The organism is Streptomyces sp. NBC_00435, from assembly GCF_036014235.1.
Lineage (GTDB): Bacteria > Actinomycetota > Actinomycetes > Streptomycetales > Streptomycetaceae > Streptomyces.
In genome coordinates, this window is sequence record NZ_CP107924.1 from 3,853,034 (window position 1) to 3,868,511 (window position 15,478).

Below are 15,478 nucleotides of genomic sequence, written 5' to 3' on the forward strand. Positions count from 1 at the left end.
AGCGGACCAGAGGGCCGCGTCGACGTCCACGCCCGATCGGGTTCCAGGGCGCACCTACCTGCGATCCATTCTGCGGGATCGCGAAGAGGCGCGCGGCCAGGAGCAACCGCCGGTGGCGCGCTACGCACGCTACCTCCTCCGGCGCCTTCGGCCCACATGCAAGGTCCGATTCGCGGACAACCCCCCGACCGCCGAGGTACCCGCGACGCGCCGGGACGGGTCCCGGAGGACCGAGTGGGGCACTATGGCCACGTGGCACCCGTACGGTCGTCCGATGACGGCTCGGGACCGGCCAGGCGGGCCGGCCGGGCCATCGGGCGTGCCCTGCACCTGCCGTTCACCGGTACGGCGCGCGGAATCCGGCGGGCCACGCACGCCCACGGGGCGGGTGAATCGGGCCTCGGCAAGCTGATCGAACTGCACGCGATCAACGGCGCCGGTGATGTGATGATCACAGTCGCGCTCGCCTCCACCGTCTTCTTCTCCGTGCCCACGGACGAGGCGCGCGGACGGGTGGCCCTGTACCTCGCCATCACCATGGCCCCCTTCACCCTCCTGGCCCCGGTGATCGGCCCGCTGCTGGACCGGCTGCCGCACGGGCGGCGCGCCGCGATGGCCGGCGCGATGCTCACACGGGCGCTGCTGGCGGTGATGATGTCGGGCGCGGTGGCCACGGGCGGCCTGGAGCTGTACCCGGCCGCGCTCGGGGTCCTCGTCGCCTCCAAGGCCTACGGCGTCGTGCGCAGCGCCGTGGTCCCCAGACTCCTCCCGCCGGGCTTCTCGCTGGTCAAGGCGAACTCCCGGGTCACCCTGGCCGGCCTGCTGGCCACCGGCGCGGCCGCTCCCGTGGGCGCCGCCCTGCACGCGATCGGGCCTCCGTGGCCGCTCTACGGGGCGTGCGCGATCTTCATCTGGGGCACCTTCGCGGCGTTCACGCTGCCGCACAAGGTGGACGAGGCGAAGGGCGAGCGGCGGGCCCGGCTGTCCACGCACGAGGCGCACTCGAAACGCCCGGGGCTGCGGACGGTCAGCCGGCCGGTCCTGTGCGGGCTGCTGGCGAACGCGTCGATGCGCGGGCTGTCCGGGTTCCTGATCTTCTTCCTGGCGTTCCTGCTGCGCGAGCACCCCCTCTCCGGCCAGAGCGCGGCGGTGTCCCTGGGGATCGTCGCCGTCTCGGCGGGCGTCGGCAACGCCTGCGGGACCGCCGTCGGGGCCTGGCTCCGGGCCCGCGCACCCGAGGCGATCATCGCCACGGTGCTGTCCCTGACCCTGGCGGTGGCCATCCTCGCGGCGGTGTTCTTCAGCGGGGTGTTCATCGCCGTCCTGGGCGCGACGGCCGGCTTCTGCCAGGCCCTCGCGAAGCTCTCGCTGGACGCGATGATCCAGCGGGACGTGCCCGAGACGGTCCGTACGTCGGCCTTCGCGCGCTCGGAGACCCTGCTCCAGGTGGCGTGGGTCCTGGGCGGCGGGATCGGCATCGCCCTTCCCCTGAACGGGGTGCTGGGCATGTCCGTGGCCGCCACGGTGGTCGCCCTGGGCACGGTCATGGGCCTCCGCGGCTTCGTCTCCACCAACCGCCACCAGCAGCCCACACCGTCCCGCCCTCGGGTGGCATAGCCCTGCGGGCAGTCCAGCCGCCCGCGCCACGGCGCCGCACCACACGACCCCGTGCAGCAAGGCACCGCACCGGCCCGATAGCCTTCGGCTCATGACCGCACCGCTTTTCTCGGGTAGGGCCCGCCGCAGCGTCGCGGCCCTCGGAGCCGTATCCGCCGGCCTCCTCCTCCTCTCCGCCTGCGACAAGCCGACGCCGCTGGCGACCGTGACGGTCGGCACCTCGTCGGTGTCCTCCGAGGCCGCCTGCCACGACGGCAAGGAACTCACGGCCGAAAAGGTCCAGGCGTGCTTCACGGACCTGAAGGACGCCAAGACCATCGAGTACGGCCGGGGCGACACCCTGCGTCTCGGTGTCGAGCCCGATGTCGTCGAGGACGGCAAGAAGTGGCAGGCGGTCCTCGACGGACAGCAGATCACCGAGCCGACCAGCAACACCTACGACAGCTTCCCGGGCGCCGACCTCTTCCTCACCGGCGGCCAGGGCGAGGCACCGGCCTCGAAGAAGCTCAACATCGTCCAGGTCGACCCCGACGGCAAGCCGATCTCCGTCTGGGCCTTCACCGTCAAGCTCAAGAAGTAGTCACCTCACCACCATGCGCGCGCTCATCGTGACCGCGGTGGCGGCGGAGGCCGACTCCGTCGTCAGTGGCCTGTCCGGTCCGGCCCCTCGTCCGGACCACACCCCCGGCCCGGACCACCTCCCCGGTCCCGAGCCGCGCGCCCTCCCCGGTGGTTACCTCATCCACCACCGGGGAGCCTTCGACGTCCTCGTCGCCGGAGTCGGCCCGGCCGCCGCGGCCGCCGGCACCGCGACCGCCCTGGCGCTCGCGCCCGCTCCGGACGGCTACGGCCTCGTCGTCTCCGCCGGCATCGGCGGCGGGTTCGCGCCCGCCGCCCCGCTCGGCTCCCTCGTGGTCGCCGACGCCATCGTCGCCGCCGACCTGGGGGCCGAAACCCCGCAGGGGTTCCTGCCCGTCGCCGAGCTCGGCTTCGGCCGCAGCGTGCACCTGCCTCCCGCGGAGCTCGCCGCGCGCGCCGCCGAGGCGACCGGGGCGCTGCTGGCGCCCGTACTGACCGTCTCCACCGTCACCGGCACCGCCGCCCGCGCCGCCTCCCTCGCCGCGCTGCATCCGCTCGCCGGGGCCGAGGCCATGGAGGGCTTCGGGGTCGCGGAGGCCGCCGCCGCGCACGGGCTGCCCGTCCTGGAGGTCCGTGCCGTCTCCAACGCCGTGGGGCCCCGCGACCGCGCCGCCTGGCGGATCGGCGACGCGCTGACGGCCCTGGCCGACGGCTTCCGGGCGCTGGGACCCGTACTCGACTCCTGGGAAGGCCACTCATGAACGCCGTGAAGCCCGTGCGGATCGCGTACTCGCCCTGCCCCAACGACACCTTCGTCTTCGACGCCTGGGCCCACGGACGCGTCCCCGGCGCGCCCGCCCTCGACGTGACCTTCGCGGACATCGACATCACCAACGGCCTGGCCGAGCGTGGTGAGCTGGACGTCCTGAAGGTGTCCTACGCCGTCCTGCCGTGGGTGCTGGAGGAGTACGCGCTGCTGCCGTGCGGCGGGGCACTGGGCCGCGGCTGCGGCCCGCTCGTCCTGACGCGCGAGCCCGGACTGGACCTCACCGGCAAGACGGTCGCGGTCCCGAGCGAACGGTCCACCGCCTACCTGCTGTTCCGGCTGTGGGCCGCCGACGTGCTGCCCGCAGGCGTCGGCGAGGTGGTCGTGCTGCCGTTCCACGAGATCATGCCGGCCGTACGCGACGGCCGGGTGGACGCCGGACTGGTCATCCACGAGGCCCGGTTCACCTACCGGGACTACGGGCTGCACTGCCTGGCCGACATGGGCGAGCACTGGGAGTCCACGACCGGCCTGCCGATCCCGCTCGGCGCGATCATCGCCAAGCGCTCCCTGGGCGCGGACACCCTGCACGCGCTCGCCGAGTCCGCCCGTACCTCGGTCCGGATGGCCTGGGAGGACCCGGAGGCGTCCCGTCCCTACGTACGGGCGCACGCCCAGGAGCTGGACCCGGCAGTCGCGGACCAGCACATCGGGCTGTACGTCAACGAGTTCACCGCCGACCTCGGCGACGCCGGGTACGCGGCGGTGCGCGGACTGCTCACCAGGGCGGCCGCGGAGGGTCTTGTTCCGGCCATTGCCGCCGACGCGCTGGCCTTCCCGTAGGACATGACCGTGCCCCGCCTCCCTCACGGGCGGCGGGGCACGGTCGTGCGCGGAGGTCAGACGTCCATCTGGTCGGCCACCGCGCGGAGCATCCCGGCGATCTTCGAACCGTGCGCCTTGTCGGGGTAACGGCCCCGCTCCAGCTGCTGCGTGACGTTCTCCAGGAGGGTCGTGAGGTCCTGCACGATCGAGGCGAGCTCGTCCGGCTTGCGCCGCTGCGCGGCCGCGACGGAGGGGGCCGGATCCAGGACGATCACCGAAAGTGCCTGGTCACCGCGTTGTCCAGCGACCACGCCGAACTCGACTCGCTGGCCGGGCTTGAGCGCGTCCACCCCGGCCGGGAGCACCGACGAGTGGACGAAGACGTCGCCGCCGTCGTCGCGGGAGAGAAAGCCGAAGCCCTTCTCACTGTTGAACCACTTGACCTTGCCGGTAGGCACGTCCGTCCTCTGTCCTTGCGCTCGTCGGGTGGGAAGCGGGTCACCGACCCGCACCTCTCAGGCTAGTAGCCAGGGCCTGGGTGACAAGACGTTCCCCGGTCCTTCGCGGATGACCGCTCCGGCCAGGGAACTACCCTGGTCGGGTGACTGTTACTCCTCAGCCCGAGCACGCCGCCGACGACACCGCCCGCCCCGGCGACGCGCTCGTCAAGGCCGGCGGCATCGTCTTCATCGTCGGCGCCGCGGCCACGCTCGCCACGATGGCCCCGCTCTTCCTCCACACCGACCCGTTCCCGTCGTACGCGTGGGCCGTGTGCATGCTCATGGGCGTCGGCTTCGCGATCTCGGCGGCGGGCGTACTGCGCTCGGCCGCCGCCCAGCGCACGGCGGCCCGCGCCTCGCAGGCGTAGTTCCGGCGTTACGGCGCCACGGCGCTACGGCCGCGCCGTCCGTGTGCGGGCGTACTCCGCGAGCCAGGCCGGCAGCTCCGTGAGGTCCGCCAGCACCACGTCGGCGCCCGCCTCGCGCAGTTCCGGCTCCGGGCACGGGCCGGTCGGCACGGTCACCGACAGCGCGCCGGCCACGCGGGCACCCCGTACGTCGCCGACGTGGTCGCCGACGTAGACCTGGGCGTTGTACTCGCGCAGGGCGACCGCCTTGGCCTCCGCCCACAGCCAGCCGATGACCGCGTCGGGCTTGATGCCCAGGTGGTCCAGGTGCAGGCGGGCGTTGGGCTCGTACTTGGCGGTGACGACGATCGCACGGCCGCCCAGGGCGCGGACCGCCTCGACGGCCTCGCGGGCGCCGGGCATCGCCGGGGTCGGCTCGATGGCGTGTGTGGGATAGATCTCCCGGAAACGGTCGGCCATGGCGGGGATCCGCTCCTGGGGGAACCAGTACGCGAGCTCCTGGTCCAGCGGCGGGCCGAGACGCGAGACGGCTTCCTCGGCGTCGATGAACGTGCCCGTCTCGGCCGAAAGCGCGTGGAAGGTGGCCCTGATGCCCGGCCGGGAGTCGATGAGGGTCATGTCGAGGTCGAATCCGACGGTCAGCTGCGTCTCGGGAGTCATGCCTCCATTGTGCCGAGACGGGCTCCGCCGACGGGAACGTAGACTTAGCCTCGCCTTACCAGACAGTGAAATGTGGCGACATGTCAGCGCCCGTCCCCACGGACGTCGTCGCCGTGCCGTGCTCGCGTACGAGGCCGGGTGGTCCTGGACGACCTGGAGGACCCGGACCTGTCCGCCCCGGACGGCAGGGTGACGGTGATCGTCGCCCGACCGCCGTGCGGCAGGTCCCCGACGCCGCGGATCCTGGGACGGCCGCTGCGGCCGCGGGCGGGCTCGGCGGTCCTGGACGGCGAGCCCTGTCCTCGCCCCCACCCGGCGGATCGCGCGGGCCGCGGGACTGCTCCCGCAGTCCCCGTCGGCGCCGGAGGCGATCACGGTCGCGGCCGGCCCGTACGTCGGCCTCGGAGCTGGTGGACCGGCCCGTGGACGCGCTCCCGGGCGGGCAGCGCCAGCGGGTCCGGATCGCGTCGGCCCTCGCCCAGGACACGGACAGCCGCCCCCCTGGCCCTGGCCGCGCGGCCGCCCCGCCTACCGGGCGGCTCGGCGGGATCGCCAGAAGAGGTACGCCGCCGAGGCGATCGCGGCCGAGCGCGCGAGCCAGGGCAGCATGTCGTGGAAGACCCCGCCGAGGCCCTCGTCCGTCAGGGGGGAACCCCAGCGCCCGTTGAGGCGGCCCCACAGCCACACCACCGCCCCCGCGAACACCGCCCCCGGCAGCCCGAAGACCACCCACTTGCGCTCCGTGGGCCCCAGCACCCGCGAGGCGTACGCGAGCAGCCAGCCCGCCGCGAGCAGCAGCCAGTAGCCGGAGACGGCGCCCACGACCAGCGCGACCGCCGCGAGCAGCAGGAACCCGTGCGGCTTCGGCCGGGCGGCGGCCGTGGCCGCCGCCGGCGCCGCGGCCTTCGCGGCCTCCGCCTTCGCGCGGCGCCGCTCCCGCAGGTACCCCACGAGCGTGGGCCGCTCCGCCGGTTCCCCCGGAGCGGCCCCGGCCGGCCCGGCGGGGTCAGCGGGGTCGGCGGGGTCGGCGGGCGCCCGCCCCGGCGGCTTCAGCAGCTCCGGGATCTCGATACCGCCCGCGAACCCCTCCACCGCCGACTCCGGCGCGACCCGCCACCAGTCGGGCTCCATCCGCTCGCCCGTCCCCAGTTCGTCGAGTCCGGCGAGGTGCGGCGGTGCGGCCCCCCGCTGCGCCGGCACTCCGGGGGCCACGGGTGGCACGGGGGCCGCGGCGGGGCCCGGAGCCGCCGACAGCGTGTCCAGGACCTCCTCCGGCGTGCCGATCCGCTCCAGGATGCGGCGCACCGCCGCCGGCGTCTCCGGTTCGTACTTCGCCCGCCGCCTGTCGATCTCGTCCCGCAGCCCCGACACCAGACGCATCCGGTCCCCGGACGACAGGTGCCTGCGCTGCGCCAAGTCCCCGACCCGACTCAGATATTCGTAGACCAGATGGTCGCTCTCGATCCCCACGTCCCGGCTCCTCCCGTCCACCTCAGGCGAAGGTAGCGCGTGCGCCCGTGGAGCGGCCGAGGGCGCAGCGGATACCGTTGACCGGATGGGGACCGGCCGACTGACCGGCCGACGCGACCAGGAGGCGACGACCGTGCCTGACCCGAGCACCGCGGGAAGCGTTCCGCGCTCCCTCGCCGAAGCGCTGCGCGCCCGCGACGACCAGGGGCTCGCCGCTCTGCTGCGCGCCCGCCCGGACCTGCTGAGCCCGGTCCCCGGGGATGTGACGCAGCTGGCGACGCGGGCCGGGACCCGGGCCTCGGTGGTGCGCGCGCTGGACCACCTCGACCGGTTCGCGCTGCAGAGCGCCGAAGCCCTCGCGGTGGCCCCGGAGCCCTGCCCGTACGCCGTACTGGAGTCGCTGCTCAGCGGCGACACCGGCACCACCTCCGGCGCGGACAACGGGGCCCGCGCCGAACTCCCCCGGGCGCTGGCGACCCTGCGCGAGCAGGCCCTCGTATGGGGCGACGACGAGCGGCTGCGCCTGGTGCGCACCGCCCGCGAACTGCTCGCGCCCTCCGCGTCCCGGCCCTCCCCCACCGGTCTCGGCCCGACCGTCGCCGAGGCCACCTCCGGCATGTCGCCGACCCGGATCCAGGAGATCGTGGCGGCCGTCGGGCTGCCCGCGACGCACGACCCGGTCTCCGCGGTGGGCGCGCTGACGGGCCTGTTCACCGACCCGGTCCGGATGTCGGCGCTGCTCGACGAGGCCCCGGCGGAGGCGCACCAGGTGCTGGGCCGGCTCGTGTGGGGGCCGCCGTACGGGGAGGTGACGCCGAATCCGACGCCTCCGGTGCGCTGGCTGCGCGACCGGGGTCTGCTGCTGCCCGCGTCGGCGCGGACGGTACTGCTGCCCCGCGAGGTGGCGCTGTACCTGCGCGGCGGGCTGGCGCACCGGGTGACGGAGCCGCTGGCCCCGGAGGTGCCCGCGCACCGCGAGCACCGTCCACAGCTTGTGGACGCGAACGCGGCCGGCCAGGCGCTGGCCGCGCTGTCGACGGTCGAGGAGCTGGTGAAGTCCTGGGAACACACCGGCCCGGCCGTGCTCCGGGCGGGCGGGCTCTCCGTGCGCGACCTCAAGCGCACCGCGGCCACCCTGGACACCAACGAGCCCTCGGCGGCGTTCTGGATCGAACTGTCCTACGCGGCGGGCCTGCTGGCCAGCGACGGCGAGGCCGACGAGCGGTACGCGCCGACCCCCGCCTTCGACGGCTGGTGCGAACTGCCGCCCGCCGAGCGCTGGTCGGTGCTGGCGGCGGCCTGGCTGACCGCCACCCGGACCGCGGGCCTGGTCGGCGAACAGGACGCGAAGGGCCGTACGCTCTCGGCGCTCGGACCCGACCTGGACCGTTCCGCCGCCCCCGAGGTGCGCCGCCGCATCCTGCGCCTGCTCGCCGGCCTTCCCGAGGGCGGCGCCCCGGACCCGGCCGCGGTCCTCGCCCGCCTCGCCTGGGAGCGCCCGGTGCGCGGTACGAGCGAACTGCGCGCCCGCCTCGCGCAGTGGACCTTCACCGAGGCGGAGGTCCTCGGAGTCACCGGCCGGGGCGCGCTCGCCGCGCCCGGCCGCGCCCTGCTGGAGGGCGGGGACCCGGCGCCGCTGCTCGCGCCGCTGCTGCCCGAGCCCGTGGACCACGTACTGCTCCAGGCCGACCTGACGGCGGTGGCCCCCGGGCCGCTGCGCCGGCCGCTCGCCGAGGTCCTGGCCGTCCTGGCCGACGTGGAGTCCAAGGGCGGGGCCACGGTGTACCGCTTCACGCCCGGGTCGGTGCGGCGCGCCCTGGACGCCGGGCACACCGCCGTCGACCTGCAGGCCTTCCTCACCGAGCACAGCCGAACCCCAGTGCCGCAGCCGCTGTCGTACCTCATCGACGACGTGGCCCGGCGCCACGGGCACCTGCGGGTCGGGGCGGCCTCCTCGTACGTGCGCTGCGACGACGACGGCATGCTGAACGAGATCCTGGCCGACAAGCGCTCGGTGGGACTGGGCCTGCGCCGCCTCGCGCCCACGGTGCTGGCGGCGCAGGCCGAACCGAACGTGCTGCTCGACGGGTTGCGGGCCATGGGGTACGCCCCGGCCGCGGAATCCCGTACGGGGGACGTCCTGGTCGCCCGCGCCGACGCCCACCGCACCCCGGCCCGCTCGGCGCCCGTCCCGGTCCCGGACGGGCCGCCGGTGCCGGACGCGACGCTGCTGGGGGCGGCCGTACGGGCCATCCGCGCCGGGGACCTGGCGGCGACGGCGGTCCGCAAGGAGCCGTCCACCCCGTCCTGCGGCCTCCCGGGCGAACTGCCCCGCACCAGCGCGGCGGAGACCCTGGCGACGGTGCAGGCGGCCGCGCTGACCGGCTCGGCGGTGTGGATCGGCTACGTCAACGCCGAGGGCGCGGCGAGCCAGCGGGTCATCGCCCCCGTGCGGGTGGAGGGGGGCTTCGTCACCGGGTACGACCACACCGCGGACGAGGTGAAGACGTTCGCGCTGCACCGGATCACGGGGGTCGCGGAACTCGCGGAGGACCAGGTCTGACCGGAGCCGGCCGCCCGGCGCGAAACAGGTCGAGATGATTCCGTTATCGCAGGTCAGACGGGGTGCGCAGAGGCCTGTCCTGTTGCACAGCGGTGACATCCCGAGCATTCACCGATGACGCGCGCTGTGCCACGATCAGCGCATCGCAGTAACGACCGGGGAAACGGACCGGACGCCGGCGAGACCCACACCACCGGCCCGGCGTCACGACGCCCGCCGCCGCCGTCCGCTCATGCCGATTCCCGGGGGAGTCCACCATGTCCGCCCTGCCCGTCACGCCCGTCCCGCGCGCTCGCACCGCCACCCCGCGCACCCTTCGCGCCGCCGCCACCGCGGTCGTCGCCGCCGTCGCGGGCACCGCGCTGCTGCCGCTGACGGCCTCCGCCGACGACGGCACCAGGGCGCTGACGGTCACCCTGTCGGCTCCGGCGCCGAGCGGCCCGCTGACCCGGGGCGGCGGCACCGAGACCTTCGAGCTGACGGCGGCCAACACGACGGACCAGTCCGCCGATTACTCCCCGTGGCTGCTCCTCGACACCACCGGATCCAGCCCGCTCGGGAAGAGCGACGTGGTCTACAAGGTCGAGGCGGTGGACGCACCGGCGACCGCGTTCAGCATCGGGCAGCAGGACGGCGGCTGGCAGGGCATGTTCTACCCGGCCGACGCCCCGTTCGGTTCCTTCGCGGTCCCCGCCCACGGAAAGCTGACCTGGAAGGTCACCATCGGGCTGGGCGCGAGCTACCCGACCCTGGACGGCGATGCCACGCTGGACGCCTCGAGCCTGAACGACAACGTCACGCACGGCGGCAGGCGCTCCCTGACCTTCAAGGTCGCCCCGGTGACCCGGCCCGGCGTCCTGAAGTCCGCGTTCGAGCAGATCGGCCCCTGTGAGACCGGCGGCGGCGCCGACTGCCGGACGATGGCCCTGCGTTACTCGGTCACGGGCGACGGCGAGTTCAACTCCGGCCTCGCCACCCTGGTCCAGCTGGAGACGCCCGAGCTGGACCAGGCCGACCTCCGGGCACGCGTCGAGGTCGACGGCCAGTGGAAGGACCTGAAGGTCGAATCCGGGATGCTCTTCAACCTGCCGGTCGTCCCGAAGGGGTTCGGCGCCGCCTCCGGTGACCACCTCACGTACCTCCAGGTCCGGCTCGGCCCGAAGGCGCGGCTCACGAAGGTCACCACGGTCAAGGCCACCGCCTCCATCGGCCTGTCCGAGGGCAACTCCTACCCCTTCCTCTACCCCGAGCAGCAGTTCCCGCTCGGCCCGGCCGGCCCGGCGCCCACCTCCCCGGCACCGACCGGCCCCGCGCCCACCTCCCCTGCGCCCACCGCCCCGGCCCCGGCCCCGTCCGGGTCCACGTCCACGCCCGCCACCCCGGCGGCCACGGCGACCCCGTCCACGGGGAACACCCCCGCCCCGACCGGCTCGCTCGCCCACACCGGCTCCGACTCCGACACCGGGCTGTACACCGGCCTGGCCGGCGCCCTCATCGCCCTCGGCGGCGCGGTCGCCTGGGTCGCCTCCCGCCGGCTGCGCGCCGACCGCGGCTAGGGCCTGTCCGCGTACCCGGTCACCTGGGCCGGCCCCGGGTCACCTGGGCGCGTACTCGACGCGCTCCGCGGAGAACGGCCACGCCTCGGCGAGCCAGCGCATGACGGTGTCGTACACGACCTTGTCGAGCGGGGCGCGGTCCGCGCGCACCCAGGAAGTGACGTGAACCCGTCGCGGGTCGGCCTTCGCGGGGTAGATGTAGAGGCATCCGACGACCTCGTCCTCACCCTCCAGAACGCTGTACGTGAACCCGCGCCGCTCGGCGAAGTCCTTCGCGTGGCGCACCAGATCGGCGAGGTTCGACTCGGCGGGCATCCCCTCCGACGGCGGCCAGTCCCCCAGGAAGCCGGGGGTCGCCCGCACCCAGTCGATGCTCCCGCTCCAGGCGGCGAGGTCCCGCTCGTTGTGCTCCGGGCCGAGGGGCTCCAGCCGGAAGCCCTCCCCGACGAGCCCGGTGGGCACCTCGAACACGCCCGGCCCCGGTACGAAACCCTGCTGATCAGTAGTCATCCGGCGACCCTACGCAGCACCCTCCCCGGCGCGCACCGGATATCGGGACGCCAGCCGGAGCAGCTCGTCGACCGTCCACTGGTCGTACACGTGCTCCCCGTACTTGGCGGCCAGCACCCGCCCGTCCGGACCGATCAGCAGGTCCGCGGGCATCCCGAACCGCCCGCCCCGCGGCCGCGGTTGCGGCAGCCGCTCGCGGCCGCGCGCCGCGCCGACGGCGGAGCGGGCGACCGCCCGCAGCACCGGTCCCCAGGCCCGCGGGTCGAGCAGCGAGCGCGGGGAGGACTCGACGCCGAACTCCCGGTAGAGCCGCTGCTCCGGGTCGGCGATCACGGCGAAGGGGAAGCCTGCGACGTGGGGGCGCAGTTCCGCGGCGGTGGAGTGGAAGAGCACGACCTCCCGGATCCCGGCGGCCTCGATCTCCGCGTGGCGCAGGGCGACCGAGCGCAGGTGGAGATGGCAGACGGGACAGCCCGCGAAGCGCCGGAACTGCAGGTGGACGAGGCGACCGGGGTCGGGCAGGGGCACGGGCCCGGGCCCGGCGTGTCCGGCGTGTCCGGCGACGGCCGTGAGCCGGCGGGCGGGCACGACGGAACCTGGTTCGAGCATGGGAGACCCTTCCCTCGACAGGCGTAAGCGTATGCCGTACACCTACCCCTCAGCGTAGGCGTATGCCGTACGCTGTCAACCGTCATGCCGCGCCCCCGCTCACACACCCCGGACCGACTGGCCGCCGCCGCCCTCGCCGTCATCGACCGCGACGGGCTCCCCGGCCTGTCCATGCGCGCCGTCGCCACCGAACTCGGCATCAGCCCCATGGCCCTGTACCGCTACGTCCGCGACCGCGGGGAACTCGAAGCGCTTGTCGTCGAGCTCGTCCTCAGCGGCGCCGACACCACCCCGCCGCCCCCCGGGCCCTGGCAGGGGCGGATCACGCTCCTGGCCACCCGGATGCGGGACACCATGGGCGCCCACCCGGCCGTACTGCCGCTCACCCTCACCCACCGGCACCACTCGCAGAGCGCGCTGCGCTGGTCGGAGACGGTGCTCGGGGTACTCACGGAGGCCGGCGTCGAGGCCGGGGACCGCGTCGTCGCGCTGCGCGCGGTCATCGCGTACGTGATCGGAGCCGTGCAGCTGGAGCACCTCGGTCCGCTGTCCGGACCGGGCACCACCGCCATCTCCGGCCTGCCCGCGGACGAGTTCCCGTACATGACGGCGACCGCCCGGGACGCCCGCTCCGTCACCCCCGACCGGGAGTTCCACGGCGGCCTGACCCTGCTCCTGCGGGGCCTGACATGATCCTCGGATGATCAACGCAGCCACGCGGTGGCCCTGCGGACCCGCCCGATGGAGACCTTCGCGGCCGTCGCCCCGGACGAGGACCCGCACGCGTGCCTGGCCGCGCTGCACGAGCTGGAGGACGACCCCCGTCCCGTACCTGCGGGGCGCGGCCCTGCTGGGCGCCGCGGCCGGGGACTGCCTGGTCGTCGAGGACGCGCCCACCGGCGTCCGGTCGGGCCTCCGGGCCGGGATGACCGTGTGGACCGTCAACAGCCCGACGCCGACGGAGGGCGCCCACCGGCACTTCCCGACGCTGCGCGAGGCCGCCCCCGAGATCCTCGCCTTCGCCGCCGGCCGGGCCTGACGCCCCAGAACCACCCCGCCGGCGGAGCGATGCGGCAGACTGGAGGTTTGGCCGCCCGCGTCCGGGCGGTCCTCCCGCGCCGAAAGGGACGTGCGTGAACGGGCCCCTCATCGTCCATGCGATCAAGCCTGATGCACATACTTAGCACGCCGAGGAGCACAGCGGAAAGCCCCGCCCGGCTGTCCCTGCTCACCGTCGCCGGACGGGGCGGTCTCTAGAACCTGCGGTAGACGCGGATGGTCCGCTCAGCGACGCACACGGCCCCGTTGCGGAGGATCATCGTTCGGGTTGCTCCGGCCCGGTAACGGAGATCAGCAATCGGGATCAGGTGGCCACCGGCTAAGACGTGATCACCGACTTTGAGTTCATGCGGCGGACAGTCCACGGGGGCCGTTCCCGGCGGGATGCGGACCGGGGGCTTCTCCCGTGGTGCGCGCCGCCTCAGAGGCACACAGCACGCCGTACGGGCGATCCACTGGAAGCCACCCGCGTCCATCAGGCGCACCACGGTCGGGGCCGGGTAGAGCTTGACGATCTCGCCCCGGCTCTGCTGCTGCCGGTCGAACACCTTCTCCCCCAGCTTGAAGCCGCTCACCGCCTCCGCCCCCGCTTGAGCCCCTGCGGGTCGTCACAGTCGATGTGGCAATAGACCACCACGTCCGGCCCCTTGGGCTTCTCAAGGCTCCCCCTCCGGCAGCGCTCAAGTGTCTTGATCGGCCTCATACAGGCGGGGCACGTCTCACCCGCCGGAGCAAAGGTCTCGTATTCGAATCGGGTTGCGTCGGTCTCACTGCCGGTCGCCATCGCTGCGCCCTTCGGTCGTCTGCCCGTGCCGGAGATCGTCCCGCCGGTCAGCGCGAGCACACAGGGACGCAACGTCCTACTTTTCCGCCCTTAGGCGACCCCCAGAAACGTCGCCAGTTTCCGCAGACCCGGGGGCCTTGCCGACCCTGCCCAGAGATCAGAGACGATCGCTACGGCCAAGGTGTGGTGCCTCATCCACCCTGGGGCCACCTGCCGCAGCTTCTCAAGCGCCTTGACGGCTCCGGCTGCGTCCCCGATGTCGGTATGGGCTCGGGCCACGTCCAGCAGCAGCCACGTCCGCCACGACGGGGGAGTGTCCGGGCTGAGCCGCATCCCCTTGGCCAAGGAAAGGGCTTCCTCCGGCCGTTCGTGCTGGACTGCCAGGCGCACCCGCTCAATGCGCACTGACGACCGGTTGAACACCGACACGAGCTTGCTGTCAGCGGGGGGCGGGAGCGTCGCCAGACGGCCGGCTGCCTTCTCCGCCGTGACCATCATGTCGTTGGCGGTCTCGTAGTCGTCGCTGCGGGCGTACGACGTAGCCGCAGACATCAACAGGCCGCCCCACACACGGACACCCTCCGACGTGCCCGTGTGTTCGCGCTCCACCCCGTCCGCCGCGTGTACGGCCAGGCTCCGGGCGTCGTCCAGCCGGGCCTGGCGTTGGTAGGCCCACGCCACGGAGTTGGAGACCATCGGGGCCAGCAGGGGGTCTGACGAGTCTCCGGCAGCAGCGTAGGCGCGCTCCAGTGCGGACAGTGCCAGGTCAGTCTTCCCGAGCCGGATCGCCAGGTGTCCGGCGAGCTGGAGCGCCTTGCCGAGTGCTGCTTGACCGGCAGCGCGTTGCTCCGGGTTTCCTACCGCAGCGAGTAGGCGCGCGTCAGCGATGATGCCCGGCAGAACGTCCATGAGACGGCCGAACTCAGCTGCGTGGTACAGCGTCCACCCCTCCGCCAGTTCAGCCCGCAGAAGGGGCAGCGAGAGCCGTTCAACCCCCGTCGGCTCAACGGGCGGAGCGAACAGGGGCGGCATGATCGCGCGTCGTACGGCAACGAGCTGAGGCGGTTCGGCATCGCCGCTGGACGGTACGCCGGGCGGATCTCCCAGCAGACCCGTCAGCTCCACGCCGAGCCCCTTGGCGAGTGAATGCAAGGTGGGCAGGCGTGCGCTGTGCTTCCGGTGCTGCTCTAGCTTTCGGATCACGTCCACGGACACGCCGGAGCGCTCGGCAAGTCCCTCTTGGGTGAGGTCAGCGAGGCGGCGCAGTCTGGCCATGCGGTCGCCCAGGTGCTCAGTAGCCATGAAACAGAAGCTACGCCCGAGCGGCGCGTCTGTGTGATCGACGTCAAAACCCGTACGGGGAGCGGCCCGCCATCACGTTGCGGTCCCTGATCTACCCCTTACGGACCCCCTCCCCGCCCCTTAACAGGGTCGTTCTGAAGTGGCTTGCGGGGTGTTCCCGCTGATCAAGTGCCCAGTGCTCCCGGGAAAAAGGCTTGCACCTAGCGCACGCATTCCGAGCTTGAGCCGGGATCGCCAGACGGTTCGCCGGCTCAACTTTCGCAGCGCCCCACCCCGCCCGGACAACAGAAAAACCGCCCACCCGCAGAGG

At 73.6% G+C, this 15,478-nt stretch carries 15 protein-coding genes and 1 pseudogene; 9 read left to right on the forward strand and 7 right to left on the reverse strand.

The annotated features are described in order from the left end of the window. The first annotated feature begins 234 nt into the window (after positions 1-234). The 4 genes from OG389_RS17580 to OG389_RS17595 all read left to right on the forward strand — a co-directional run bounded on the left by OG389_RS17580 (position 235) and on the right by OG389_RS17595 (position 3,805). The gene (locus OG389_RS17580; protein ID WP_443059296.1) at positions 235-1,617 is read left to right on the forward strand and encodes an MFS transporter; all 1,383 of its coding nucleotides are present in this window, start codon (positions 235-237) and stop codon (positions 1,615-1,617) included. A gap of 91 nt (positions 1,618-1,708) precedes the next feature. After that, a complete protein-coding gene (locus OG389_RS17585; RefSeq protein WP_328299448.1) occupies positions 1,709-2,197 on the forward strand; it encodes a DUF2771 domain-containing protein in 489 nt (162 codons plus the stop codon). Positions 2,198-2,210: 13 nt separating this feature from the next. Continuing rightward, positions 2,211-2,957, forward strand: a complete 747-nt coding sequence (locus tag OG389_RS17590; protein WP_328299449.1) for a futalosine hydrolase — start codon at positions 2,211-2,213, stop codon at positions 2,955-2,957. Then, positions 2,954-3,805 (forward strand): 1,4-dihydroxy-6-naphthoate synthase, encoded by an 852-nt coding sequence (locus OG389_RS17595; protein WP_328299450.1) that lies wholly within the window; start codon positions 2,954-2,956, stop codon positions 3,803-3,805. The genes OG389_RS17590 and OG389_RS17595 overlap by 4 nt, the downstream gene beginning before the upstream one ends. A 56-nt stretch (positions 3,806-3,861) precedes the next feature. Here OG389_RS17595 and OG389_RS17600 read toward each other — a convergent pair whose 3' ends face one another. After that, positions 3,862-4,245: a cold-shock protein gene (locus tag OG389_RS17600; RefSeq protein ID WP_328299451.1), complete on the reverse strand. Its 384-nt coding sequence runs from the start codon at positions 4,243-4,245 to the stop codon at positions 3,862-3,864. A gap of 143 nt (positions 4,246-4,388) precedes the next feature. On the opposite strand from OG389_RS17600, the gene OG389_RS17605 reads away from it, so the two are divergent. After that, positions 4,389-4,655: a hypothetical protein gene (locus OG389_RS17605; RefSeq protein ID WP_328299452.1), complete on the forward strand. Its 267-nt coding sequence runs from the start codon at positions 4,389-4,391 to the stop codon at positions 4,653-4,655. A 24-nt stretch (positions 4,656-4,679) separates the two neighbouring features. On the opposite strand, the gene OG389_RS17610 is transcribed toward OG389_RS17605, so the two are convergent. Both OG389_RS17610 and OG389_RS17615 read right to left on the reverse strand, forming a co-directional pair. After that, positions 4,680-5,315 (reverse strand): HAD family hydrolase, encoded by a 636-nt coding sequence (locus OG389_RS17610; RefSeq protein ID WP_328299453.1) that lies wholly within the window; start codon positions 5,313-5,315, stop codon positions 4,680-4,682. 528 nt (positions 5,316-5,843) lie between these two features. Continuing rightward, the gene (locus OG389_RS17615) at positions 5,844-6,785 is read right to left on the reverse strand and encodes a hypothetical protein (protein ID WP_328299454.1); all 942 of its coding nucleotides are present in this window, start codon (positions 6,783-6,785) and stop codon (positions 5,844-5,846) included. Positions 6,786-6,870: 85 nt separating this feature from the next. Between OG389_RS17615 and OG389_RS17620 the strand changes: the two genes are divergently transcribed. Then, positions 6,871-9,348, forward strand: coding sequence for a helicase C-terminal domain-containing protein (locus OG389_RS17620; protein WP_328299455.1), 2,478 nt, complete (start codon positions 6,871-6,873; stop codon positions 9,346-9,348). A gap of 257 nt (positions 9,349-9,605) precedes the next feature. Continuing rightward, a complete protein-coding gene (locus OG389_RS17625; RefSeq protein WP_328299456.1) occupies positions 9,606-10,904 on the forward strand; it encodes a hypothetical protein in 1,299 nt (432 codons plus the stop codon). A gap of 39 nt (positions 10,905-10,943) precedes the next feature. Here the strand turns inward: OG389_RS17625 and OG389_RS17630 are convergent, their stop codons facing one another. After that, positions 10,944-11,414 carry an N-acetyltransferase gene (locus tag OG389_RS17630; protein ID WP_328299457.1) on the reverse strand — a complete coding sequence of 157 codons (471 nt, stop codon included), beginning with the start codon at positions 11,412-11,414 and terminating at the stop codon, positions 10,944-10,946. 9 nt (positions 11,415-11,423) lie between these two features. Continuing rightward, positions 11,424-12,023 carry a peroxiredoxin-like family protein gene (locus tag OG389_RS17635; RefSeq protein WP_328299458.1) on the reverse strand — a complete coding sequence of 200 codons (600 nt, stop codon included), beginning with the start codon at positions 12,021-12,023 and terminating at the stop codon, positions 11,424-11,426. Positions 12,024-12,107: 84 nt separating this feature from the next. On the opposite strand from OG389_RS17635, the gene OG389_RS17640 reads away from it, so the two are divergent. Further along, positions 12,108-12,716, forward strand: coding sequence for a TetR/AcrR family transcriptional regulator (locus tag OG389_RS17640; protein ID WP_328299459.1), 609 nt, complete (start codon positions 12,108-12,110; stop codon positions 12,714-12,716). A gap of 6 nt (positions 12,717-12,722) precedes the next feature. Beyond that, a pseudogene (locus OG389_RS17645) lies at positions 12,723-13,062 on the forward strand (phosphatase); the annotation flags it as partial. A 214-nt stretch (positions 13,063-13,276) separates the two neighbouring features. Here the strand turns inward: OG389_RS17645 and OG389_RS17650 are convergent. Together OG389_RS17650 and OG389_RS17655 are read right to left on the reverse strand one after the other, a co-directional pair. Next, complete coding sequence (locus OG389_RS17650) at positions 13,277-13,657, reverse strand: hypothetical protein (RefSeq protein WP_328299460.1); 381 nt, start codon at positions 13,655-13,657, stop codon at positions 13,277-13,279. A gap of 299 nt (positions 13,658-13,956) precedes the next feature. Beyond that, positions 13,957-15,168, reverse strand: coding sequence for a helix-turn-helix domain-containing protein (locus OG389_RS17655; RefSeq protein WP_327412714.1), 1,212 nt, complete (start codon positions 15,166-15,168; stop codon positions 13,957-13,959). Positions 15,169-15,478 lie beyond the last annotated feature (310 nt).

Coding starts and splice junctions, on each gene's coding strand:
- OG389_RS17610 (WP_328299453.1), bottom strand. CDS start 5,315: ATGACTCCCGAGACGCAGCTGACCGTCGGATTCGACCTCGACATGACC.
- OG389_RS17625 (WP_328299456.1), top strand. CDS start 9,606: ATGTCCGCCCTGCCCGTCACGCCCGTCCCGCGCGCTCGCACCGCCACC.
- OG389_RS17585 (WP_328299448.1), top strand. CDS start 1,709: ATGACCGCACCGCTTTTCTCGGGTAGGGCCCGCCGCAGCGTCGCGGCC.
- OG389_RS17595 (WP_328299450.1), top strand. CDS start 2,954: ATGAACGCCGTGAAGCCCGTGCGGATCGCGTACTCGCCCTGCCCCAAC.
- OG389_RS17620 (WP_328299455.1), top strand. CDS start 6,871: ATGGGGACCGGCCGACTGACCGGCCGACGCGACCAGGAGGCGACGACC.
- OG389_RS17635 (WP_328299458.1), bottom strand. CDS start 12,023: ATGCTCGAACCAGGTTCCGTCGTGCCCGCCCGCCGGCTCACGGCCGTC.
- OG389_RS17640 (WP_328299459.1), top strand. CDS start 12,108: ATGCCGCGCCCCCGCTCACACACCCCGGACCGACTGGCCGCCGCCGCC.
- OG389_RS17630 (WP_328299457.1), bottom strand. CDS start 11,414: ATGACTACTGATCAGCAGGGTTTCGTACCGGGGCCGGGCGTGTTCGAG.
- OG389_RS17655 (WP_327412714.1), bottom strand. CDS start 15,168: ATGGCTACTGAGCACCTGGGCGACCGCATGGCCAGACTGCGCCGCCTC.
- OG389_RS17590 (WP_328299449.1), top strand. CDS start 2,211: ATGCGCGCGCTCATCGTGACCGCGGTGGCGGCGGAGGCCGACTCCGTC.